General features: G+C 60.2%; 19 protein-coding genes and 2 tRNA genes. 4 read left to right on the plus strand and 17 right to left on the minus strand.

Going from position 1 to position 22,883, the window contains the following annotated elements:
- Position 1: 1 nt before the first annotated feature.
- The 3 genes from panD (at position 2) to LUN51_RS03730 (ending at position 2,859) form a co-directional block, all read left to right on the plus strand.
- On the plus strand, positions 2 to 382 hold the full coding sequence (gene panD, locus LUN51_RS03720) for an aspartate 1-decarboxylase (protein WP_277810199.1): 381 nt from the start codon (positions 2 to 4) through the stop codon (positions 380 to 382).
- A gap of 124 nt (positions 383 to 506) precedes the next feature.
- Positions 507 to 1,688: an acetyl-CoA C-acetyltransferase gene (locus tag LUN51_RS03725; protein ID WP_277810200.1), complete on the plus strand. Its 1,182-nt coding sequence runs from the start codon at positions 507 to 509 to the stop codon at positions 1,686 to 1,688.
- 133 nt (positions 1,689 to 1,821) lie between these two features.
- The gene (locus LUN51_RS03730; RefSeq protein ID WP_277810201.1) at positions 1,822 to 2,859 is read left to right on the plus strand and encodes an acyltransferase family protein; all 1,038 of its coding nucleotides are present in this window, start codon (positions 1,822 to 1,824) and stop codon (positions 2,857 to 2,859) included.
- Between the two features lie 71 nt (positions 2,860 to 2,930).
- On the opposite strand, the gene pnp is transcribed toward LUN51_RS03730, so the two are convergent.
- From pnp to rlmE, 15 genes are all read right to left on the minus strand, one after another.
- Entirely contained in the window at positions 2,931 to 5,054 is a 2,124-nt protein-coding gene (gene pnp / locus LUN51_RS03735) for a polyribonucleotide nucleotidyltransferase (protein ID WP_277810202.1), read from the minus strand.
- A gap of 250 nt (positions 5,055 to 5,304) precedes the next feature.
- The gene (gene rpsO, locus LUN51_RS03740; protein WP_277810203.1) at positions 5,305 to 5,574 is read right to left on the minus strand and encodes a 30S ribosomal protein S15; all 270 of its coding nucleotides are present in this window, start codon (positions 5,572 to 5,574) and stop codon (positions 5,305 to 5,307) included.
- Between the two features lie 172 nt (positions 5,575 to 5,746).
- Positions 5,747 to 6,670: a tRNA pseudouridine(55) synthase TruB gene (gene truB, locus LUN51_RS03745; RefSeq protein ID WP_277810204.1), complete on the minus strand. Its 924-nt coding sequence runs from the start codon at positions 6,668 to 6,670 to the stop codon at positions 5,747 to 5,749.
- Positions 6,670 to 7,062 (minus strand): 30S ribosome-binding factor RbfA, encoded by a 393-nt coding sequence (rbfA, locus tag LUN51_RS03750; protein ID WP_277810205.1) that lies wholly within the window; start codon positions 7,060 to 7,062, stop codon positions 6,670 to 6,672. Before rbfA ends, truB begins: the two co-directional genes overlap by 1 nt.
- Positions 7,063 to 7,118: 56 nt before the next feature.
- Positions 7,119 to 9,674 (minus strand): translation initiation factor IF-2, encoded by a 2,556-nt coding sequence (infB, locus tag LUN51_RS03755; RefSeq protein WP_277810206.1) that lies wholly within the window; start codon positions 9,672 to 9,674, stop codon positions 7,119 to 7,121.
- A gap of 27 nt (positions 9,675 to 9,701) precedes the next feature.
- A complete protein-coding gene (gene nusA, locus LUN51_RS03760; protein WP_040239916.1) occupies positions 9,702 to 11,195 on the minus strand; it encodes a transcription termination factor NusA in 1,494 nt (497 codons plus the stop codon).
- Between the two features lie 26 nt (positions 11,196 to 11,221).
- The gene (rimP, locus tag LUN51_RS03765) at positions 11,222 to 11,683 is read right to left on the minus strand and encodes a ribosome maturation factor RimP (protein ID WP_040239917.1); all 462 of its coding nucleotides are present in this window, start codon (positions 11,681 to 11,683) and stop codon (positions 11,222 to 11,224) included.
- Positions 11,684 to 11,819: 136 nt separating this feature from the next.
- Positions 11,820 to 11,896, minus strand: a tRNA-Met gene (locus LUN51_RS03770).
- Positions 11,897 to 12,003: 107 nt separating this feature from the next.
- Positions 12,004 to 12,090: transfer RNA gene (locus LUN51_RS03775), tRNA-Leu, on the minus strand.
- Between the two features lie 139 nt (positions 12,091 to 12,229).
- Entirely contained in the window at positions 12,230 to 12,589 is a 360-nt protein-coding gene (gene secG / locus LUN51_RS03780) for a preprotein translocase subunit SecG (protein WP_097021319.1), read from the minus strand.
- A 4-nt stretch (positions 12,590 to 12,593) separates the two neighbouring features.
- Positions 12,594 to 13,343, minus strand: coding sequence for a triose-phosphate isomerase (tpiA, locus tag LUN51_RS03785; RefSeq protein ID WP_277810207.1), 750 nt, complete (start codon positions 13,341 to 13,343; stop codon positions 12,594 to 12,596).
- A gap of 64 nt (positions 13,344 to 13,407) precedes the next feature.
- Complete coding sequence (gene glmM / locus LUN51_RS03790; RefSeq protein ID WP_277810208.1) at positions 13,408 to 14,769, minus strand: phosphoglucosamine mutase; 1,362 nt, start codon at positions 14,767 to 14,769, stop codon at positions 13,408 to 13,410.
- On the minus strand, positions 14,766 to 15,557 hold the full coding sequence (folP, locus tag LUN51_RS03795) for a dihydropteroate synthase (protein WP_277810536.1): 792 nt from the start codon (positions 15,555 to 15,557) through the stop codon (positions 14,766 to 14,768). Before folP ends, glmM begins: the two co-directional genes overlap by 4 nt.
- 197 nt (positions 15,558 to 15,754) lie before the next feature.
- Positions 15,755 to 17,719 (minus strand): ATP-dependent zinc metalloprotease FtsH, encoded by a 1,965-nt coding sequence (ftsH, locus tag LUN51_RS03800; protein WP_097021322.1) that lies wholly within the window; start codon positions 17,717 to 17,719, stop codon positions 15,755 to 15,757.
- A gap of 138 nt (positions 17,720 to 17,857) precedes the next feature.
- Entirely contained in the window at positions 17,858 to 18,490 is a 633-nt protein-coding gene (gene rlmE / locus LUN51_RS03805) for a 23S rRNA (uridine(2552)-2'-O)-methyltransferase RlmE (protein WP_097021323.1), read from the minus strand.
- Positions 18,491 to 18,747: 257 nt separating this feature from the next.
- On the opposite strand from rlmE, the gene yhbY reads away from it, so the two are divergent.
- Entirely contained in the window at positions 18,748 to 19,074 is a 327-nt protein-coding gene (gene yhbY / locus LUN51_RS03810; RefSeq protein ID WP_097021324.1) for a ribosome assembly RNA-binding protein YhbY, read from the plus strand.
- Between the two features lie 98 nt (positions 19,075 to 19,172).
- Here the strand turns inward: yhbY and greA are convergent, their stop codons facing one another.
- The gene (gene greA / locus LUN51_RS03815; protein WP_097021325.1) at positions 19,173 to 19,649 is read right to left on the minus strand and encodes a transcription elongation factor GreA; all 477 of its coding nucleotides are present in this window, start codon (positions 19,647 to 19,649) and stop codon (positions 19,173 to 19,175) included.
- The gene (gene carB, locus LUN51_RS03820; protein WP_277810209.1) at positions 19,646 to 22,876 is read right to left on the minus strand and encodes a carbamoyl-phosphate synthase large subunit; all 3,231 of its coding nucleotides are present in this window, start codon (positions 22,874 to 22,876) and stop codon (positions 19,646 to 19,648) included. The genes greA and carB overlap by 4 nt, the downstream gene beginning before the upstream one ends.
- Between the last annotated feature and the right edge of the window lie 7 nt (positions 22,877 to 22,883).

Raw genomic sequence — 22,883 nt, forward strand, 5'->3', positions numbered from 1 at the left:
CATGTACACCATCATGCTCAAGGCCAAACTCCACATGGCGCGCGTCACGCACGCAGTGCTCGACTACGAAGGCTCCTGCGCGATCGACGGCGAATTGCTCGATCTCGCCAGCATTCGTGAAAACGAGCAGATTCAGATCTACGACGTGGAAAACGGCAACCGATTCACGACTTACGCAATACGCGGTGAAAACGGCTCGCGCCTCGTTTCCATTAACGGGGCCGCCGCACATCAGGCCCAGGTCGGCGATCGCATTATTATTTGCAGTTACGCTCATTATGCGGAAAACGAGCTCGACGACCATCAGCCCGCACTCGTTTACCTGCAGGAAGGCAACCGAATAAGCCATACCAGTCACGCCATCCCCGTGCAGTTCCCCTGATGATCGCCATATCGCGCCGGTAGACCTCTCATGCCGACGGTCTACACCTATTACCCGATTGTCGCCCGACCCAGGGCTCGCCTATCCTGAAGATATCGCCCCTCTAGGCTGACAGGAGTTTTTTATGGAAGACGTGGTGATCGTAGCGGCACGACGCACCGCCATAGGTAGTTTCGGCGGCGCACTCGCCAGCCTCCCCGCGACCCAGCTCGGCGCCACGGTCATCGCGGACTTGCTCGCGCATACCGGCGTGACACCCGAACAGGTCGATGAGGTCCTTCTGGGTCAGGTGCTGGCCGCCGGATGCGGCCAGAATCCCGCTCGCCAGGCGGCAATAAACGCCGGGCTGCCCTCCGCCGTACCGGCGATGACCATCAATAAGGTCTGTGGCTCGGGCCTCAAGGCACTGCATCTGGCCACACAGGCCATCCGCTGTGGCGACGCCGAACTAATCATTGCCGGTGGCCAGGAGAACATGTCGCTGTCCCCGCACGTGCTGCCGAATTCGCGTACCGGCCAACGCATGGGCGACTGGACGGCGGTGGACACGATGATCCGTGACGGCTTGTGGGACGCCTTCAACGATATTCACATGGGGATTACCGCCGAGAATCTTGCCGCCAAATACGCCATCACCCGCGAGGACATGGACGCCTTTGCCGCCGCGTCCCAGCAAAAGGCGACCGCGGCCATCGAAGAAGGCCGTTTCGCCGGACAAATCGTGCCGGTCGAGGTCCCCCAGCGCAAAGGCGACCCACTCCACGTCACTACCGACGAAGGACCTCGCGCGGGCGTGACCGCCGAACAGCTCGCCGGCATGCGCCCAGCCTTCAAGCGCGATGGCACCGTCACCGCCGGCAATGCCTCCTCACTCAATGACGGCGCCGCCGTGACCATGCTCTGCTCGGCCAAGAAAGCGAAAGCCCTTGGCCTCGAACCCCTCGCGGTAATCAAGGCCTACGCCAACGCCGGGGTCGACCCCGCGATCATGGGCATCGGCCCCGCCCCCGCCACGCGGCGCTGCCTGGAGCGCGCAGGCTGGTCACTCGATGAACTGGACTTGATCGAAGCCAACGAGGCTTTCGCCGCCCAGGCACTCGCCGTCAATAAGGAACTCGGATGGGATCCGGCCAAGATCAATGTCAATGGAGGCGCCATCGCGCTGGGGCACCCTATCGGCGCCTCCGGTTGCCGCATCCTGGTGACGCTGCTGCATGAAATGATCGCCCGCGATGCCAGGAAGGGCCTGGCGACCCTTTGCATCGGCGGAGGACAAGGCGTGGCGCTAGCCATCGAACGTCCATGAGATGCTAACTAAAACACTGTTTTGTAACCCTACGTCAAACCGGTGAACTTTTCGATTATCCTGCCTGCCCAACCGTTTACGACGCCCAAGCGGCGTCGTATTCGTCTTGGTTTCAACAGGAAATGTCATCGGTATGTTGATTTCGGTGCAGGCATTACGTGCGTTTGCGGCATGGGTGGTCGTTTTCCACCACTTCGTGCAGGTCTTTTTCGATTTCGATACTAACAATACCTTCGAACACCTTCTCGCCACCCGAGGCCAAATGGGCGTGGATATCTTTTTCATCATCAGTGGCTTCGTCATCTATGCCGCCACCGCACGCCGCGCACCTTCCAGCGGGGAGTTTCTGCTGCAGCGGGCAGCACGCATCGTGCCTGCCTACTGGCTGTATACCGCCATCACCGCAGGCATCATCTACCTCTCACAGGATGTCATGCCAAACTATGAGCTGGACCTCAAAAGCCTGGTGATGTCGCTTTTCTTTCTACCCACCGAGAACCCCGCTGGCTATGGATACTATCCAACATTGCCCGTGGGATGGACGCTTAACTTCGAAATGCTGTTCTATCTGGTGTTTGCAGGCTCCTTACTGGTCAACCGGCATTTACGCCTGTGGCTACTTGCCTTGGTGCTGATCGCGATCAGCGCTTGGCTCGCGGAGCGCCCACTATTGAGCGACTTCTACCATGACCCCATCATCTACAACTTCTTGCTCGGGCTGGGGGTCGGCATCATCTATCGACGCGGCTGGCTCCCCCAGGGGCGCTGGCTCCCGGCCGGTATCGCCGTTGGGGCATTCGCACTGCTCATGCAGTTCGACGACCCACAGGGCATGACGCGCTTCCTCGCCTGGGGCTTACCGAGTGCAGTGCTACTATGTGCATTCATCTCCATGGAGCCGCTATTCGCCGGAAACCGAGTGATCAAGGCCTTGGGGGATTGGTCCTATTCGACCTACCTGCTTCATGTGATCGTGCTGTGGACGGCGCAATACACCTTACGCGAACACGTCGGTCTTCCTCCCTACGCGACCCTGGCCATCTGCTTACCGCTCATCGCCGTGTTGTCGTGGGCCAGTTTCGAATTCATCGAAAAGCGACTTTCACGCCGCTTGCGCCAGTGGATGCCCAAGCGCCGTTCGTCTCCTGCCACAAGCGTCTACTCAGTTTAAGGTGCCGCTAACGTAAAAAGCCCCGTACACCTTGGTGTACGGGGCTTCATTAACCGCTTGACGCAGGGCATTTATTCAGCCGGCGCTGCCTCGAAAGCCGCTTTTTCTTCTGCGGTGATTTCCTTGATGGAAAGCTTCACGCGGTTGCGGTTATCGATGTCGAGCACCTTGACGATGACTTCCTGATCCTCACTGAGATAATCACGCACATCGTTGACGCGCTCGGGGACGATCTGCGAGATATGCACCAGGCCATCGGTACCCGGCATGAAGGTGACGAAGGCACCGAAATCTGTGATACGCGCGACCTTACCCTGATAGAGCTTGCCGATCTCAGGCTCGGCGGTAATCGCCAAGACAGTATCGATCGCCGCTTTGGCGGCCGTCTTGTCCTCAGCGTAAATGCGCACGGTACCGTCGTCGTCGAGATCGATCGACGCGCCGGTATCGTCACAGATCTTACGAATGGTCGCGCCACCCTTACCGATGACGTCACGAATCTTGTCGGGATCAATCTTGATGGTGGCCATCGACGGTGCGTTATCGGATACTTCGCTACGGCTCTGGCCGATGACGGTGCTCATCTGCTCGAGAATATGCAGGCGCGCCTCGTGCGCTTGCTGCAACGCGGTCTCCATGATCTCTTCATTGATACCCTCGATCTTGATGTCCATCTGCAGGGCCGTCACGCCGGCGGTCGAACCCGCCACCTTGAAGTCCATATCGCCAAGGTGGTCCTCGTCACCGAGGATATCGGTCAACACTGCGTAGCCATCGTCATCCTTGACCAAGCCCATGGCGATACCCGCCACCGGGGCCTTGAGCGGGACGCCGGCGTCCATTAGCGCCAAGGAGGAACCGCATACCGAGGCCATGGAGCTGGAGCCGTTCGATTCGGTGATTTCCGACACCACGCGAATGGTGTAGGGGAAATCTTCTTCACTGGGCAGCATGGCCTGCACACCACGACGCGCCAGTCGCCCATGGCCGATCTCGCGACGCTTGGGCCCACCCATGAATCCGGCTTCACCCACGCTATAAGGAGGGAAGTTGTAGTGCAGCAGGAAGCGGTCCTTGCGCTCACCTTCCAGCGATTCAATCAACTGAGCGTCCCGCAGCGTTCCCAAGGTCGCGACCACAATCGCCTGGGTCTCACCTCGCGTGAATACCGCCGAGCCATGTGTCTTGGGCAGGTTGCCGACCTCGATCGCCAACGGACGCACGGTCTTGTGATCGCGGCCATCGATGCGCGGCTCGCCCTTGATCACCCGTGAACGCACCACCCGTTTCTCAAGGCTGGCAAAGCCACCCTTGACCTCATCAGCATCGAACTGGCCTTGCTCTTCACCAGCCAGTTGCGTGATCGCCTCATCCTTCAGGGCAGACAAGGCATCCTGACGCGCCATCTTGTCGGTGATGCGATAGGCTTCGCCGATCTTGGCCTCGAAGCCGGCCGCCAGGGCCTCCTTAAGAGCCATGTTCTCAGCGGCGGGTTGCCACTCCCAGCGCGGCTTGCCGGCTTCAGCGGTCAGTTCGTCGATAGCGGCAATCGCGGCCTGCATTTCCTGATGCCCGAAGAGCACCGCGCCGAGCATTTCATCCTCGAGCAGTTCGTTGGCCTCAGACTCGACCATCAGCACGGCCTTCCCGGTACCGGCCACGACCATGTTCAGCTCGGAGCTGCCCAGCTCCTCCACCGTCGGGTTGAGGAAATAGCCATTATCTTCGGTGAAGCCAACACGCGCGGCAGCAATCGGACCATTGAAGGGGACCCCGGAGATGGCCAACGCCGCAGACGTGCCTAGCATCGCCGCGATGTCGGGGTCATGATTGCGGTCGGTGGAGAGCACCGTGCACACGACCTGCACCTCGTTCATGAACCCGTTGGGGAACAGCGGGCGGATCGGCCGATCGATCAAACGCGAGGTGAGGGTTTCCTTCTCGGTAGGGCGACCTTCACGCTTGAAGAAGCCACCGGGAATCTTGCCTACGGCGTAGGTCTTTTCCTGATAGTGGACAGAAAGCGGGAAAAAAGGTTGAGCGGGGTTGGCATCTTTCTTGGCCACCACGGTACACAGCACCACGGTGTCGTCCATGGTCACCATCACGGCACCGGTAGCCTGGCGGGCAATGCGGCCCGTTTCCAGGGTCACGGTACTGCGACCGTATTGAAACGTTTTCTTGACCGGGTTCACGGCAATGTCCTTAACTTTTCATCTCATGTATGGGTCGTCTCGACTCGGCGACCATTTTAGGAGCTCACGCGCCACGGGGCCACTCATTACGACACGCGGGGCCGACGTAACAAAAAACGGGCAGCCCCGGAGGACTGCCCGTTTCAAACACCCATGCGTCATCGCTAGCATGAAAGACCTTCACGACTCTGGCATACAAGTGAAATACCTTCATGGCATCCACTCCTGCACTGTCGCGAACGAGACTTCCTTAGCGGCGCAGGCCGAGACGCTGGATCAATGACTGATAACGCCCGAGATCTTTGCGCTTCAGATAATCCAGCAGCTTGCGACGCTGGTTGACCATGCGAATCAGGCCACGACGAGAGTGGTGATCCTGCTTGTTGCTTTTGAAGTGATCCTGCAAGCCATCGATGTTGGCGGATAGCAGGGCCACCTGTACTTCAGGGGAACCGGTATCGCTTTCGCCACGACCGTATTCATTAACGATGGTGGCTTTCTGTTCAGCGGTCAGTGCCATTTCTCTCTCCAGTAAACAATATGCCTGAGCAATGAATGTCGGAGACCACGCATATTTGCAGTCTCCAGGTACTGCCCGCGAAATACGGGCGCCATGTAAAAGGCCTGGCCTTCATGCACACCGATGGTATCGGCCCGCCCCGGCGCACATGGCACGCGCCAGGTATCACGCCTCACTCGCGAACGGGCGAGGCGGTATTCCGTAAGCGTCGCGGCGTGACTTCCCCAGGTCTCGTAACACTCACGAGCCCCAAAAAAGCACCGTCGTGATAGAGGCGCGCCGTTTCGTCCGGAGCCAAAGCCCCGGTTTCAACCCGTGCCCGCTGCCCCTGCAGAAGTCGCCGCGACTCGATCGCTGCCACTTCAAGCGATGGCACGTGGGGCAGCATCGCATCGATGGGCAACAACCGCGCCTGACGCGAGGCTTCGTCCATCTGCTCGAGCGCCTCGTAGCCCTGCATGGCATCGGCGTCGAACGGCCCGCTACTTAGCCGACGCAGGGACGTAATGTGCGCGCCGCATCCTAGCGCCCGACCGATATCCTCAGCCAAGGTACGGATGTAGGTGCCCTTGCTGCAGCGCACCTCGAGTTCGAAACCCTCGGTCTCGCACGACAGCAGACGCATATCATAAACCCTCACGCGGCGTGCCGCACGCTCGACCTGCTTGCCTTCGCGAGCCAGCTCGTAGAGAGGCCGCCCCTGGTGCTTGAGTGCCGAGTACATCGGTGGAATCTGCTCGATGTCACCGCGAAACCTCGCCAGTACGGCCTCGATATCGTGCTCGACGAGGGCCGGCACCGAATGACGCTCGACCACCGTACCTTCTACGTCGCCAGTATCCGTGGTCTCGCCCAGCCTGACACGCGTACGGTACGTCTTGTCGGCATCAAGCAAATAGGCAGAAAACTTGGTCGCCTCACCAAAACAGATCGGCAGCAAGCCAGTCGCCATTGGGTCCAGCGTGCCGGTATGACCAGCCTTTTGTGCATCGTATAAACGGCGCACCTGTTGCAAGGCATGGTTCGATGAGACGCCCTGCGCCTTATCAAGCAGCAGCACGCCATCCACCGGTGTGCCACGACGACGTCGCGCCATCAACGTACCTCGTCTTCATCATCGTCGTGACGGCGACGATCATCGGCCACCGCCTCGTCGATCAAGGATGACAGACGCTGACCACGCACAACGCTTTCATCGTAATGAAAACGTAGTTCCGGCACATGCCGGAGCTTGACGCGATTGGCGATCTGACTGCGCAGGAATCCCCGCGCATGACGCAGCACCTTGAGGTTTTCATCGATGCGCGTGGCATCGTTCTCACCCAACAGTGTGATGTAGATGTCGGCATAGCCCAGATCGCGACTGACCTTCACCGCACTCACAGTGACCATCCCCAGGCGTGGATCCTTGATCTCACGCTGGATGAGGACAGCCAACTCCTGCTGCAGTTGATCGGCCACACGATCGGTACGTTTGAATTCGCGCATCGTTATCTCCCGCGATTCGCCATTCGGATAGCGGACGACGAGTCGTCCGCCATGCCTTACAGGCTACGCTCGACCTTGACCTGATCGAAGACCTCGATCTTGTCGCCGACCTGAACGTCGTTGTAGTTCTTGACGCCGATACCGCATTCCATACCGCTGCGGACCTCGCCAAGGTCATCCTTGTAGCGACGCAGAGATTCCAGCTCGCCTTCGTAGATGACGACGTTCTCACGCAGTACGCGAATCCGCTTGTGACGATGCACGGTGCCTTCGATGACCATGCAGCCTGCCACGGCGCCGATCTTGGGCGCACGAAAAACCTCGCGCACTTCGGCCACGCCGACGATCTCTTCCTTCCACTCCGGTGCCAGCATGCCACTCATGGCCTGCTTGACTTCGTCGATGAGGTGGTAGATCACACTGTAATAGCGCAGATCCAAGCCTTCACGTTCGACGATTTCCCGCGCAGACACATCGGCACGCACGTTGAAACCGACCAGAATGGCGTCACTGGCCACCGCCAAGTTGGCATCGGTACCGGTGATACCGCCGACACCCGAGGACACGACCGCCACCTTGACTTCGTCGGTGGAGAGTTCTTCCAAGGCACCACGAATCGCTTCCAAGGAACCTTGCACATCGACCTTGAGGACGATGTTGACCTTGGCCACTTCGTCCTGCCCCATCTGGCTGAACATGTTCTCCAACTTGGCCTTCTGCTGGCGAGCCAGGCGCACTTCGCGGTACTTGCCCTGACGGAAGTTGGCGACTTCACGTGCCTTCTTCTCATCAGCGACGACGATGAACTCGTCACCGGCTTCGGGCGTACCATCGAGGCCCTGGATCTCGACCGGCATGGCCGGGCCGACCTCTTCCACGCGTGTGCCGGTTTCGTTGACCAGCGCGCGAACGCGACCATAGTGCAAACCAGCCAAGACGATATCGCCTCGCTTGAGCGTGCCGTTCTGCACCAGCACAGTCGCCACCGGACCACGCCCCTTGTCCAGCTGAGATTCAACGACGACACCTTTGGCAGGTGCTTCCGGCACTGCCTTGAGCTCGAGCACTTCGGAGACCAGCAGCACCGCCTCGAGCAGTGCATCGATGCCGTCACCGGTCTTGGCTGAGACGTGTACGAACTGCGTATCGCCGCCCCATTCTTCGGAGATCACACCGTGCTGGGACAGTTCATTGCGGATACGGTCGAAATCCGCACCTTCCTTATCGACCTTGTTGACCGCCACCACCATCGGCACGCCGGCCGCTTTGGAATGCTCGATCGCCTCGACGGTCTGCGGCATGACGCCATCGTCGGCCGCAACGACCAGGATGACCACATCGGTCGCCTGGGCACCGCGAGCACGCATGGCGGTGAATGCTGCGTGGCCTGGAGTGTCGAGGAAGGTCACGCCGCCGTGCTGGTCCTCGACGTGATAGGCGCCGATGTGCTGGGTAATGCCACCGGCCTCGCCGGTCGCAACCTTCGTACGGCGAATGAAGTCGAGTAGCGAGGTCTTGCCGTGATCGACGTGGCCCATCACCGTGACGACCGGCGCACGCATGATTTCGTCGCCTTCGTAGGAGATGGCCTCGAGCACTTCCGTCTCCAGCGCATCGTCCTTGACCAGCTTGGGCTTATGGCCCATCTCTTCGACGACGATGGCCGCCGTGTCCTGGTCGATAGTCTGGTTGATGGTCACCGCCGCACCCATGGTGAACATCGCCTTGATGACCTCATTGGCCTTGATCGACATCTTGTCGGCCAGCTCGGCAACGCTGATCGACTCAGGAATGCCAACTTCACGGACGATGGGCTGCGTCGGCTTCTGGAAGCCGTGCTGATTATCGCGACCGCCGCCACGACGCCCGCCGCCACGACGCTCGGAGCGCTTGGCTTTCTTGGCATTGCCACGACGCCGCTCACGACGCTCGTCATCGTCGTCACGACCACCTTTGCGGCCACGTTCGGATTCTTTCTTATGAGGAGTCTGACCACGCCGGTTCGGTGTCCGCGGCTCTTTCGGCGGCGCCTCGACGTAGGGCTCGCTCGCGGGCGCCGGTGTGGCGATGTCCTCGGGCACAGGAGCTTCTGGTGTGCTCGGTGCCTCGCTTTCAGCCGGCTTATCGGTCTCGGGTGCCTGAGCGTCTTGGGTCGGCTCTTGTGCCTTCACCCGGGCGGCCTCTTCCGCAGCGGCTTGTTCCGCCTTGGCGGTTTCGGCAGCCTGGGCGGCCTGAGCCTGCTTGGCATCGGCCATATCACCGACCAACTGACGCGGACCGGCTTCTTCGGCCGGTGCTTCCTCGGCCGGCTCCGGCTCGCGCTTGACGTAAGTACGCTTCTTGCGCACCTGTACGTCGATGGCCTTGCCACGGCCATCGCCACTACGGATCCGGCTCTTGGTATTACGCGTCAACGTCACGCGGTTCTTCGTCGCGCCGCTATCCCCACCATGGCTACGCGTCAGGTGATCGAGAAGGCGCTGTTTGTCCTCCTCGGATACCGCATCGCTTTCGTCCTGATGGGGAAGCCCCGCTTCTTTCATCTGCTCCAGCAGACGGGACACGTCGCGTCCCACCTTGCTGGCAAAATCCTTAACGGTCATGTCTGACATTACGACCCTCCTGAGCCCGTGACCAGATTACTGTTCGCTCTCGAACCAAGGCGCACGAGCGGTCATTATCAGCGCCGCAGCGCGCTCTTCGTCCACATCGTCGATGTCCTTGAGATCATCGATGGACTGCTCGGCCAAATCCTCACGAGTGACGATCCCTCGGCTGGCGAGCGTGAATGCCAAGTGACGCTCCATGCCCTCCATTTCAAGGAGGTCGTCATCAGGCTGCGCACCGTCCAGCGCCTCTTCTGAGGCAATGGCCAGCGTCAGCAACTCGTCCTTGGCTCGAGCGCGCAGCGTTTCGATCAGTGCTTCATCCAATTCCTCGATTTCAAGCAATTCCTCAAGCGGCACATAAGCCAGCTCTTCAAGCGAGGTAAAGCCTTCCTCGACCAGCAGACGAGCCAGTTCCTCGTCGACTTCGAGATGATTGATGAAGTACTCGATCAGGCTGTCGATTTCTTGCTCGCGCTTGCCTTCGGCCTCTTCCTCGGTCATCACGTTGAGCGTCCAGCCCGTCAGCTCGGAAGCCAGGCGAACGTTCTGGCCGCTGCGGCCGATGGCCTGCGCCAGGTTATCCTCGGCGACGGCGACATCCATGGAGTGGGCGTCTTCGTCGACAAGAATGGAACCGACTTCCGCGGGCGCCATGGCGTTGATCACCAATTGCGCCGGGTTGTCGTCCCACGTAATGATGTCCACGCGCTCGTTACCCAGCTCATTGGACACCGCTTGCACACGCGAACCGCGCATGCCGACACACGCACCGACCGGGTCGATACGCTTGTCATTGGTCTTCACCGCGATCTTGGCGCGGGCGCCCGGATCGCGCGCTGCCCCCTTGATCTCGATCAATTGCTCAGCAATTTCAGGTACTTCTATCTTGAAGAGCTCGACGATCATCTCGGGGCGCGTACGCGTCAGAATCAACTGCGAGCCACGCGCCTCGGCATCGACCTTCCATAACAGGGCACGTACCCGCTCGTTCATGCGGTAACGTTCGCCGGGGATCATTTCACTACGCGGGAGGAAAGCCTCGGCGTTCTCCCCCAAGTCGACCACCAACCCTTCACGTGTGGTCTTCTTGACGATACCCGCCACCAGTTCGCCTTCACGCTCGGCGTATTGGCGCACGACCTCAGCCCGTTCGGCTTCGCGCACCTTCTGCACGATGACCTGCTTGGCAGTCTGGGCGGCGATGCGACCGAAAGCCACCGACTCGACCTGCTCCTCGACCACATCGCCGAGGGCCAGCGGTGGATCGCGACGCTCTGCCTCGGAGAACGGAATCTCGCTGTCCGGATTCTCGAACGCGTCGTCGTCGACGACGGTCCAGCGACGGAAGGTTTCATAGTCGCCAGTCACGCGGTCGATCTTGACGCGGGCGCTCACTTCCTGGCCGTCGAAACGCTTGCGCGATGCACTCGCCAGCGCCGACTCGACGGCCTCGAAGATCACTTCTCGCGGCACCCCCTTTTCGTTCGAGATCGCATCCACGACTAGCAGAATCTCTTTACTCATGCCTATGCCTCGTAGAAAAGCTGTCCTTAATTATCGAACTGAGGCACCACCCGCGCCTGCTCGATGCTTTCGACCGGAAAGCAATATTCTTGTCCGTCGAGTTGCAGCAGAATCTCGTCGCCCTCGACACCCGCCAGTTGTCCCTGAAATTTGCGACGCCCTTCGAAGGGGACGCTCAGCTTCACCTTGACATGGCTGCCCTTGAAACGCGCGAACTGATCGAGCGTAAACAGAGGACGGTCCATCCCCGGCGATGAGACCTCCAAGCGATATTCTCCCGCAATGGGGTCTTCTACATCCAACACGCCACTGACTTGACGGCTGACTGACGCGCAGTCATCCACGGTCACGCCCTCGGCACTTTCGATATAAATCACCAGACGGGAATGCTTACCCTGGGCAAGGTAGTCGACCCCCCAGAGATCGAAGCCCATGGCCGTCACGACCGGCTCGATGAGCGTATTCAGTGCAGCGTGCTTATTTGCCACAGGCGGAGGCTCCCACTAGCAGTTGCATCAGGCACCTGACCAGGAGTGAAGAGGAAAGCTAGGTGGCTGATTGGCGTTATCGTCGCAAGTGATAACAAAAAGCCCCTTCATAGGAAGGGGCCTTTCGTAAAAAACTTGGTAGCGGGGGCCGGATTTGAACCGACGACCTTCGGGTTATGAGCCCGACGAGCTACCAGACTGCTCCACCCCGCATCAATGGCTGACGATTATACTGATCACCTCTTGAAAAGTCAAGGTGTCTAACCATCGTCATATCGTGCCAATCTTTAATTGGGTCAACAACTTACATTGACTCAATATGGTGCCGAAGGCGGGACTTGAACCCGCACGACCATGAGGCCACTACCCCCTCAAGATAGCGTGTCTACCAATTCCACCACTTCGGCAACAGGGGCCAGGCTACCTCGACGCAAAACGTTTGTACCCTTCGTCTACATCGTCTCGCCTGTCATACAGCTCATCATCATGCCAACCAGCTTGGCTTCGCATACTGTTTGATGAGCTAACTCAATGACGGCATTGCATTTATTCGCCGCCGTCCTCGAGTACTGGCGCTGCATTCTCCTCGCTATCTTCCTCTTCGTCAATAGACGGCGAGGAATTTTGTTGCTCGACGACTTGCGCGTCGGGCACACCTTCCTGTGGCGCGTCTCCCGCCTGTGAAACGAAGTACGCCAGGCCCAGCGAGGTCACGAAGAAAACCGCCGCCAGCACACCCGTCAACTTGGCCAGGAAATTACCGCTGCCCTGCGACCCGAAAACCGTTTGCGAAGCACCGCCCCCAAAGGACGCGCCGGCATCGGCTCCCTTGCCCTGCTGTAGCAACACCAGCACCACCAGGGCAATGGCGATCGCCACATGAACCAACAACACCCCAATATACATCGCGCTACCTTGCTGAATGACAAATGGCTAAAAAATCGTCGACCTTGAGCGAAGCACCACCCACCAGGCCGCCGTCGATATCCGGCTGAGCCAGCAGCTCGGCCGCGTTGGCCGCGCTCATGCTGCCGCCGTAAAGCAACCGCATTGCCTGCGCCAGGTCGGGATCGAAACCGGCCTGGTACTCGCGAATAGCGGCCATGACGTCTTGTGCCTGCTCAGGCGTCGCCGTTCGCCCCGTGCCGATGGCCCACACCGGCTCGTAAGCGATCGTCACCCGAGCACGTTGCTCGGGCTCGAGGGGGGCCAACGCATGGCCAACCTGGCGCAGCACGACATCAAAGGTGTGCCCTGCATCGCGCTCCTCGAGCGTTTCCCCGACGCATAAAATCGGCTGAATGTCGGCATTCAATGCCGCTAGCAAGCGATCATAGACGTCATCATCGGTTTCCCGATAAAGAGCGCGCCGCTCCGAATGGCCGACGAGCACATAGTCGACATCAAACTCTTTGAGCATACGCCCACTGACCTCGCCAGTGCGCGCGCCGGCATGCGAGGGGTTGAGCGTCTGCGCGCCGAGTTGCACGAATACGTCGGCCAACGCGCGACGCGCCGCATCGAGATAAGGAAATGGCGGCAGTATGACGACGTCCAGCGAATCGGGAAGCGCGGCGTCGGCGAAGGCACGACCGAACTCGTCCACCAGTGCGTGCGAGCCGTTCATCTTCCAATTGCCCGCGATCAGCGGCGTGCGCATAGAATAGTCCTCCGAATGGAGCGCCATGGTATAGGAGGCGTATTGACAACACAATATGCGTGCCTCAGCGCGCCATTTGCCCCTCAATGTCGTCCGCAATACGCTTGGCTAGCGCGTCGACATCGAAATGGGGACGCCCTTCCACCATGACCCGGATCAAGGGTTCCGTGCCCGAGGGCCGTAACAACACGCGCCCTTCGTCGCCCAGCTCCGCCTCGACTGAGGCAACGGCATGACGTACCTGTTCATTGGCCAATAGCGCCTCGTTGTCGACACCGGGGGTCAGGCGTACGTTGACCAACGCTTGCGGCGCTTTCTCGAAACCCTTGAGCAGGCCCGACAGCGATGATGACTCACGCACCATGATCGCCAGCACCTGAAGCGCCGACACGATCCCGTCACCGGTCGACTGCACATGGCCACATACAATATGCCCGGAAGACTCGCCACCCAGCTGCCAACCGTTGGCTGCCAAGCGCTCCATCACATAGCGGTCTCCGACTTTGGCCCGCTCAAAGGGAATACCCAAGGCCTCCAGTGCGGCCGCAAGACCAAAGTTGGACATCAGCGTCCCGACCACGCCACCGCCCAACATATCGCGCACTTTCCGGTCACGAGCAATCAGATAAAGTATATCGTCGCCGTCGACCTCACGCCCCTCGGCATCAACGAGAATCACTCGGTCGCCATCGCCATCCAGCGCCATGCCGAGATCGGCGCCACGCTCTATCACCGCCGCACGCAAGGCGTCTGGATGCGTGGACCCCACGCCCTGGTTGATATTGAGCCCATCCGGGTCGACACCGATCAAGCTGACCTCGGCACCCAGTTCGCGCAAGACGCTGGGCGCGATGTGGTAGGTCGCACCATGTGCGCAATCAAGCACCACCTTCAGCCCTTCCAGCGTCAGACGGTCGGGCACCGTGGACTTGCAGAATTCTATGTAACGTCCCGCGGCGTCCGAGATACGCAGCGCCTTGCCCAAGGCCGCCGGCGCGACCGTGGATAGCGGCTGCTCGAGTTCCACCTCAATCTCTTCCTCTACGGCATCGGCAAGCTTGACGCCCTCAGCGGAGAAGAACTTGATGCCGTTATCCTGAAACGGGTTATGCGAGGCGGAAATGACGATTCCCGCATCGGCACGGAACGTCCGCGTCAGGTACGCGATACCCGGGGTGGGCATCGGCCCCAGCAAGGATACGTCCACCCCTGCCGCCGACAGCCCCGCTTCCAGGGCTGACTCGAACATATAGCCCGAAATCCGCGTATCCTTGCCAATTAACACCTTGGCGCGCGACTTGCGCCCCGTGTGGCGTGACAGCACACGGCCCATCGCCCAGCCCAGTTTCAATACGAAATCAGCGGTGATGGGAGGCTCTCCCACCGTGCCGCGAATACCATCGGTTCCAAAATAGCGTCGTGTCATGCGTCGGTGCCTTCCTGTAGCACTGCCCAAGTCATATTGACCGCATCCACCGCCGGTCCCACATCGTGGACGCGCACGATACGCGCCCCACGCTCCACCGCCATCGTGGCGAGCGCCAGGCCCCCTGGCAGGCGTTCCTCGACGGGACGCGCCAGCACTTTGCCAATCATACTCTTACGTGACATACCGGCCAGCAGGGGAAGCCCAAAATCAGTCAATGGTTGCATGCGATTCAGCAAGCGCAGGTTATGTTCGACACGCTTGCCGAAACCAAAGCCTGGGTCGAGCACCAACTGCTCGCGTCGAATTCCCGCCGCCTCGCATTCGGCGATCCGCGTCTCAAGGAAAGCGGCCACCGCCTCCTCGATCGGCATCTCGTAATGCGGCGCCCGCTGCATGTCGGTGGGCTCGCCCAACATATGCATCACGCACACCGGCAGGCCGCTCATCGCCGCGGCCTCCAGCGCGCCGGGCCAGCGCAGACTACGCACGTCATTGATCATGCCTGCGCCCCGCGATGCCGCCTCACGCATCACTTCACCGCGACTGGTATCCAGCGACACCAACGCATCCAGCTCGCTGACCAAACGCTCCACCACCGGTAGCACGCGATCCAGCTCTTCCTGAAGCGGCACCGGCGAGGCACCAGGGCGTGTCGACTCACCACCGATGTCGATGATCGCCGCCCCCTCGGCCAGCATGGTTTCAGCGCGATATACAGCCTCATCCAAGGCATTATGGCGGCCGCCATCGGAAAACGAATCAGGCGTGACATTGAGGATCCCCATAACGCGGGGGTACGAAAGATCGAGCTGATGGCGCCCACAGCGCAACTGCATGGGCATGGCATATCGGTCTTGCATGATCAGAGCCGTCGCAACGTCAAACTTCTACCTTACCATGCGGCAGGCGAAGTGTAAGCACGCCCCAAACGCCAACGGGCGCCGCTATGCGGCGCCCGTTGGGAGATGACACAAAATGGATATTAGTGGCCGGCCGGCCCGCCCAATGGATCAGAAGGGCGACGACGTGCATCATCATCTTCGTCACTGCTGGTGCCGGGCTCTTCGTCTGCCGACGTGCCTGCAGCGGGACCCGACCCGGTGGTCGGCCCCTTGTCCTCCCAATCCTCAGGAGGGCTCGGCTTACGGCCTTCCATGATCTCGCGAATCTGGTTGGCGTCGATGGTTTCGTAGTGCATCAACGATTCGGCCATCAGGTCGAGCTTGTCACGGTTATCCTCGAGGAGCTGTCGCGCCTTGGAATAGCACTCGTCAATGATCCGACGCACTTCCTTGTCGAGGCGTGTCGTGGTCTCGCCAGACTTGAGCTTGCCCCCTTGACCGGAACCGCCCAGGAACTGGTGCGACTCGTCCTCGTCGTACATCAGCGGCCCCATCTCTTCAGAAAGCCCCCACTTGGCCACCATGTTATGGGCCAGTTCGGTAGCGCGCTTGATGTCGTTGGATGCCCCCGTGGTGACGCCATTCGGCCCCAGCGTCATTTCCTCGGCAAGACGGCCGCCGAACAACGAGCAAATCTGACTGATGATCTGCTGGCGAGAGAGGCTATACCGGTCTTCTTCCGGCAAGAACATAGTCACGCCCAGCGCCCGGCCACGCGGAATGATCGTCACTTTATAGACGGGGTCATGCTCGGGCATCAGGAGCCCGATGATGGCGTGGCCCGATTCGTGATACGCGGTGTTGCTCTTTTCCTTCTCGGACATGACCATCGAGCGTTTTTCGGCGCCCATCAAGATCTTGTCCTTGGCCAGCTCGAGCTCGTCCATGCCCACCAGGCGCTTGTTGCGACGCGCCGCGAACAATGCCGCTTCGTTGACCAGATTGGCCAGGTCAGCACCGGAGAAACCCGGCGTCCCGCGTGCGATGAGACTCGAGTGAACATCATCCGCCAACGGCACCTTACGCAGATGCACGCCGAGAATGTGCTCACGACCGCGAATATCGGGAAGCTCTACCACGACCTGACGGTCGAAACGGCCCGGACGTGTCAGTGCGGGGTCGAGAACATCGGGACGGTTGGTCGCGGCGATGACGATGATGCCTTCGTTGGCCTCGAAACCGTCCATCTCGACCAACAGCTGGTTGAGCGTCTGCTCGCGTTCGTCGTTGCCGCCGCCCATGCCGGCACCACGCGAACGCCCGACAGCGTCGATCTCGTCGATGAAGATGATGCACGGAGCCTGCTTCTTGGCCTGCTCGAACATATCGCGGACACGCGATGCCCCTACGCCGACGAACATTTCCACGAAGTCGGAGCCCGAGATCGAGAAGAACGGCACGTTGGCCTCGCCAGAGATCGACTTGGCCAGCAGCGTCTTACCCGTACCCGGCGGCCCCACCATCAGGACACCTCGAGGAATCTGCCCACCCAAGCGCTGGAACTTACTGGGATCCTTGAGGAAATCGACGAGTTCCTCGACTTCTTCCTTGGCCTCGTCACAACCGGCCACGTCGGCGAAAGTGGTCTTGATCTGATCCTGAGTCAGCAGCTTGGCTTTGGACTTGCCGAAGCTCATGGGGCCGCCCTTGCCGCCAGCGCCCCCCTGCATTTGACGCATGAAGAAGATGAAAATCGCCAGAATGATCAGAATCGGGAAGCTGGCCACGAGCAGGCGCGTCCACAGACTCTGTTCCTCCGGCTGCTTGCCTACCACGCTGACATCGTGCGCCAGCAGATCATCCATCAGCTTGGGATCTTGTGCCGCCGGACGGATCGTCTGGAATTGCGAGCCATCATCACGCTCGCCCGTGATCGTGTAACCTTCGATGGTTACATTGCTCACTTGATCATTCTGCACCTGCTCGACGAATTGAGAGTAGCTCATCGCCTGAGGCGAGTTGTCGGAACTGAAGTTATTGAACACCGTCAGCAACACTGCCGCGATGACCAACCAGAGGATCAGGTTCTTCGCCATGTCGTTCAAGGGAATACCCTCATTGCATGCAACTGTCTGCCAAGCAGGACCATAGATTTGACACTACACCACAAGAAGCGCTCCGACTACCAAGTCATTATGACTATCGAGCCGATACGCCTGAGGGCAAGTCCTATGGACGCAAGCTCAGCCGTGGAATCCTTCTGCAAGCAGGTAGACTTCGCGCGAACGGGCACGCGAGGCCTCCGGCTTGCGAGTCGTCACCTTGCGAAAGCTGCTGCGCAGCTCTTTCAAATATTCATCGAACCCTTCTCCCTGGAAGACCTTGGCCAACAAACGCCCACCAGGCGATAAGGTTTGACGCGCCAGATCCAGCGCCAGCTCGACGAGATACATCGCCTGGGGCTGATCAATGGCCGCCATACCACTCATATTGGGGGCCATATCGGACATAACAAGGTCGACACGACGCCCTTCCAAGGCGGCAAGAATTCGTTCCAGCACTTCCATTTCGGTGAAGTCGCCCTGCACGAACGTCACCCCGGCCAGCGCATCCACCTCCAGGAGGTCCGACGCCACCACGCAGCCCTTGGCGCCGACCTTATCGGCGGCAATCTGGCTCCAGCCGCCTGGCGCAGCGCCAAGATCGATGACGGTCATGCCTGGCTTGAGCAACGCATCCTTGGCATCGAGCTCGAGTAGCTTATAACTCGCCCGCGAGCGATAGCCATCTTGCCACGAACGCTGCACGTAACGATCGTCGAAGTGCTCCTTGAGCCAAGAGGCCGAGCTCTTGCTATTATGCGAGGAACGTGCCACGGGTCACCTAAATCGATAGCGGTCAAAACTCGTCCGGAAGGCAGGGTGGGCTAGCTGAGCGGGCGGCACGGCCTTTCCAAGACGCCGCTTTCCCCGTAACATGGCGCGTTCTATCTTGTCTCGGCGCCACACTTCAAGGGCTGGCCACAAGGCCAGAACGACCGACAGCAGTTGCGCCGGTCTGCGGCTTGGCCGTATTCAGATAACGCCCTCGGCAACACGCCGAGTGTCCGCCAACCCGGAACAGTCACGATACCATGAGCTTGTCACAGGCACAAAAGAAAGCATTTCGCAGCATCGGCCACCACCTGAACCCCGTGGTGACGGTCTCGGAAAACGGGCTGACCGAAGGCGTCTTGGCCGAGCTAGCTCGCGCCCTGGAAGATCACGAGCTGATCAAGGTCAAGCTCGCCATCGGCGATCGCGACGCCCGTCAAACCGTGATCGACGAATTGACCGAAGCCAGCCACAGCGAACTCGTCCAGACGATCGGCAAGGTCGCTCTGCTTTATCGCCGCAATCCACGGGTCAACCCCAAGCTATCCAACATCCAGCGCTTCGAAAACCACCACGGACGGCGCTGAAGTAAAAAGAACGCAGAAGATAGCTGAAAGAAGGAAGCCCCCTTCAGCGAGCGAGGCCGCCCAATCGGGCGGCCTCGCTCAGTCTTCGATCTTCCAACTTACAGGTGCTCGACCCCGGCAATCTCGTATTCGACATCACCGCCCGGCGTGCGCACCAACACCGTGTCGCCTTCTTCCTTGCCGATCAAAGCGCGTGCGATCGGCGATGTTACGGAAATCCGCCCTTCCTTGATGTCGGCTTCGTCTTCGCCGACGATCCGGTAACGCACGTCCTCGTCATCCTGGAGGTTGATCAACTCGACCGTCACGCCAAAGATCACCTTGCCGGTCTTGGGCAACTTGGTGACGTCGATCACCTGCGACGCGGACAGCTTGCCTTCGATTTCCTGAATGCGCCCTTCGATGAACCCTTGCTGCTCCCGCGCAGCATGGTACTCGGCGTTCTCCTTGAGATCACCGTGTTCACGCGCCTCGGCAATGGCGTTGATCACCTGGGGACGCTCCACGCTCTTGAGGTGCTCGAGCTCCTTTCGCAGGCTTTGCTCACCTGCGACGGTCATCGGGACCTTGTTCATGTGCTTGCTCCTGCATGCAGTTCCTGCAGCCGCCGTACGGTAATTGCATTTCCATACTCAAGCGCCATACACACCGCGCGCGCCCCAGCCAGCGTTGTGGCATAAGGAACCTTGCGAGCGAGTGCGGTACGGCGGATCACGGAAGAATCACTGATCGCCTGGCGGCCTTCGGTCGTATTTACGATATAGGCCACCTCGTCGTTTTTGAGCATATCGACGATATGGGGGCGACCTTCATAGACCTTATTGACGACCTTGACCGGGAGGCCAGCCGCTTCGAGAGCGATGGCGGTGCCACGGGTCGCGATCAGGCTAAAGCCCAATGCTAGCAGAGATTGCGCCACCTCGGTAATCTCACTCTTGTCCGGGTCACGTACCGAGAGGAAAGCCTGGCGCTCACCGCTCAAGCGCGGAATCGCCTCGCCCGCGCCGAGCTGCGCCTTGTAGAAGGCCTCGGCGAAGGTCGCGCCACTCCCCATCACCTCACCGGTCGACTTCATCTCCGGCGACAGGATCGGGTCGACGCCCGGGAACTTGTTGAACGGGAAGACGGCTTCCTTGACGCTGTAATAGCCCGGCAAGCGCTCGCGGGTGAAGTCCTGCTCGGCAAGGGTCTTACCCGCCATGCAGCGCGCCGCGACCTGGGCCAGCGACGTGCCGATGCACTTGGACACGAAAGGCACCGTGCGCGACGCCCGCGGGTTGACCTCGATGACGTAGATCTCGCCATCCTGCCAGGCGAGCTGCACGTTCATCAGCCCGACCACGTTGAGCTCCAGTGCCATGCGCTTGACCTGGTCGCGCATCTCGTCCTGCACCTCGGGCGGCAGCGAATACGGCGGCAACGAGCACGCCGAATCGCCAGAGTGCACACCGGCCTGCTCGATATGCTGCATGATGCCGCCGATCACCACCTGCTCACCGTCGCTGACCGCGTCGATATCGATCTCCACGGCCGCGTTGAGGAAGTGATCCAGCAACACCGGCGAATCGTTGGAGACCTTGACCGCGTGGGTCATGTAGCTTTCCAGCTCGGAGGCGTCATAGACGATCTCCATGGCGCGACCGCCCAACACGTAGCTGGGACGCACCACCAGCGGATAGCCAATCTTCTCGGCCTTGGAGAAAGCATCCTCGAAGCTGCGCGCAGTGGCGTTGGGCGGCTGCTTGAGACCCAGCTTATCGATCATCTTCTGGAAGCGCTCGCGATCTTCAGCGCGATCGATCGCATCCGGCGTAGTGCCGATGATCGGCACACCAGCCGCCTCCAACGCGCGCGCCAGCTTGAGCGGCGTCTGCCCACCAAACTGCACGATCACACCAGCTGGCTTTTCCTTGTCGGCGATCTCCAGCACATCTTCGAGCGTCACCGGCTCGAAGTAGAGGCGGTCACTGGTGTCGTAGTCGGTGGACACGGTTTCGGGGTTGCAGTTGACCATGATGGTTTCAAAGCCATCCTCGCGCATGGCGAGCGCCGCGTGCACGCAGCAGTAGTCGAACTCGATGCCCTGGCCGATGCGGTTGGGCCCGCCGCCCAGCACCATGATCTTCTGGCGATCGCTGACCTCGGCTTCGCATTCCTCCTCGTAGGTGGAGTACATGTAAGCGGTATCGGAGGCGAACTCGGCGGCGCAGGTATCGACCCGCTTGTAGACGGGGCGAATGCCATGTTTTTGACGCGTCTTGCGGAACTCCTCCTCGGAAACCCCAAGCAGCGTGGCAAGGCGCGCATCGGCGAAGCCCTTGCGCTTGAGACGGAACAGCGTCGATGCCGACAACTCGTTCAGTGAGCGGCTGGCGGTTTGCTGTTCGAGACGCACCAGCTCCTCGATCTGCACCAGGAACCAGCGATCGATGTTGGTCAGCTCGAAGACCTCGTCGAGGCTCATGCCCGCACGCATCGCGTCGGCGACGAAGAAAATACGGTCGGCTCCGGCGGCCTGCAGCTCGCCCTTGATCAAGGCCATGCCCGCGCCGTTGAAGTCGGTCACCTTGGGATCGAGGCCATCGGCGCCGATTTCCAGGCCACGCAAGGCTTTTTGCAGCGACTCCTGGAAGGTCCGCCCGATGGCCATGGTTTCGCCCACCGATTTCATCTGGGTGGTGAGACGGTCATTGGCCTGAGGAAACTTCTCGAAGGTGAAGCGCGGGATCTTGGTGACCACGTAATCGATTGACGGCTCGAACGAGGCCGGCGTCTTGCCACCGGTAATGTCGTTTTGCAGTTCGTCGAGCGTATAGCCGACCGCCAGCTTGGCGGCGATCTTGGCGATCGGGAAGCCGGTAGCCTTGGACGCCAGCGCCGAGGAGCGGCTGACGCGCGGGTTCATCTCGATGACCACCACACGACCGGTTTGCGGGTCGACCCCGAACTGCACGTTGGAGCCGCCGGTCTCCACGCCGATCTCGCGCAACACCGCCAGCGAGGCGTCACGCATGACCTGGTATTCCTTGTCGGTCAGCGTCTGCGCCGGGGCAACGGTAATGGAGTCCCCGGTATGCACGCCCATGGGGTCGAAATTCTCGATGGCGCACACGATGATGCAGTTGTCATGCTTGTCGCGCACGACCTCCATCTCGTATTCCTTCCAACCCAACAGCGACTCGTCGATGAGCAGCTCGTGGTTATTGGAGAGCTCGAAGCCGCGCGTGCAGATTTCCTCGAACTCTTCCTTGTTATAGGCCACGCCGCCACCGGAACCCCCCATGGTGTAGGACGGGCGAATGATCACCGGAAAGCCCAGCTCACCCTGGATTTCCCACGCTTCGCTCATGCGATGGGCGACCTTGGCCTTGGGGCACTCCAGACCAATGTTCTTCATCGCCTTGTCGAACAGGTCGCGATCCTCGGCCTTGTTGATGGCGTCGGCATTGGCACCGATCATCTCCACGCCGTATTGCGTCAACACGCCATGCTTGTCGAGATCCAGCGCGCAGTTGAGCGCCGTCTGCCCCCCCATCGTTGGCAGGATGGCGTCGGGGCGTTCTTTCTCGATGATCTGGGCCACCGCCTGCCAGGTGATCGGCTCGATATAGGTCGCATCCGCCATCACCGGGTCGGTCATGATGGTGGCCGGATTGGAGTTGACCAGGATGACCCGATACCCCTCCTCGCGCAGTGCCTTGCAGGCCTGGGCGCCGGAGTAATCGAATTCGCACGCCTGCCCAATAACGATGGGCCCGGCGCCGATGATCAGAATGCTTTGGATGTCGGTACGTTTCGGCATGACGATT

The sequence above is a fragment of the Chromohalobacter canadensis genome (assembly GCF_029544075.1).
Taxonomy (GTDB): Bacteria; Pseudomonadota; Gammaproteobacteria; order Pseudomonadales; family Halomonadaceae; genus Chromohalobacter; species Chromohalobacter canadensis_A.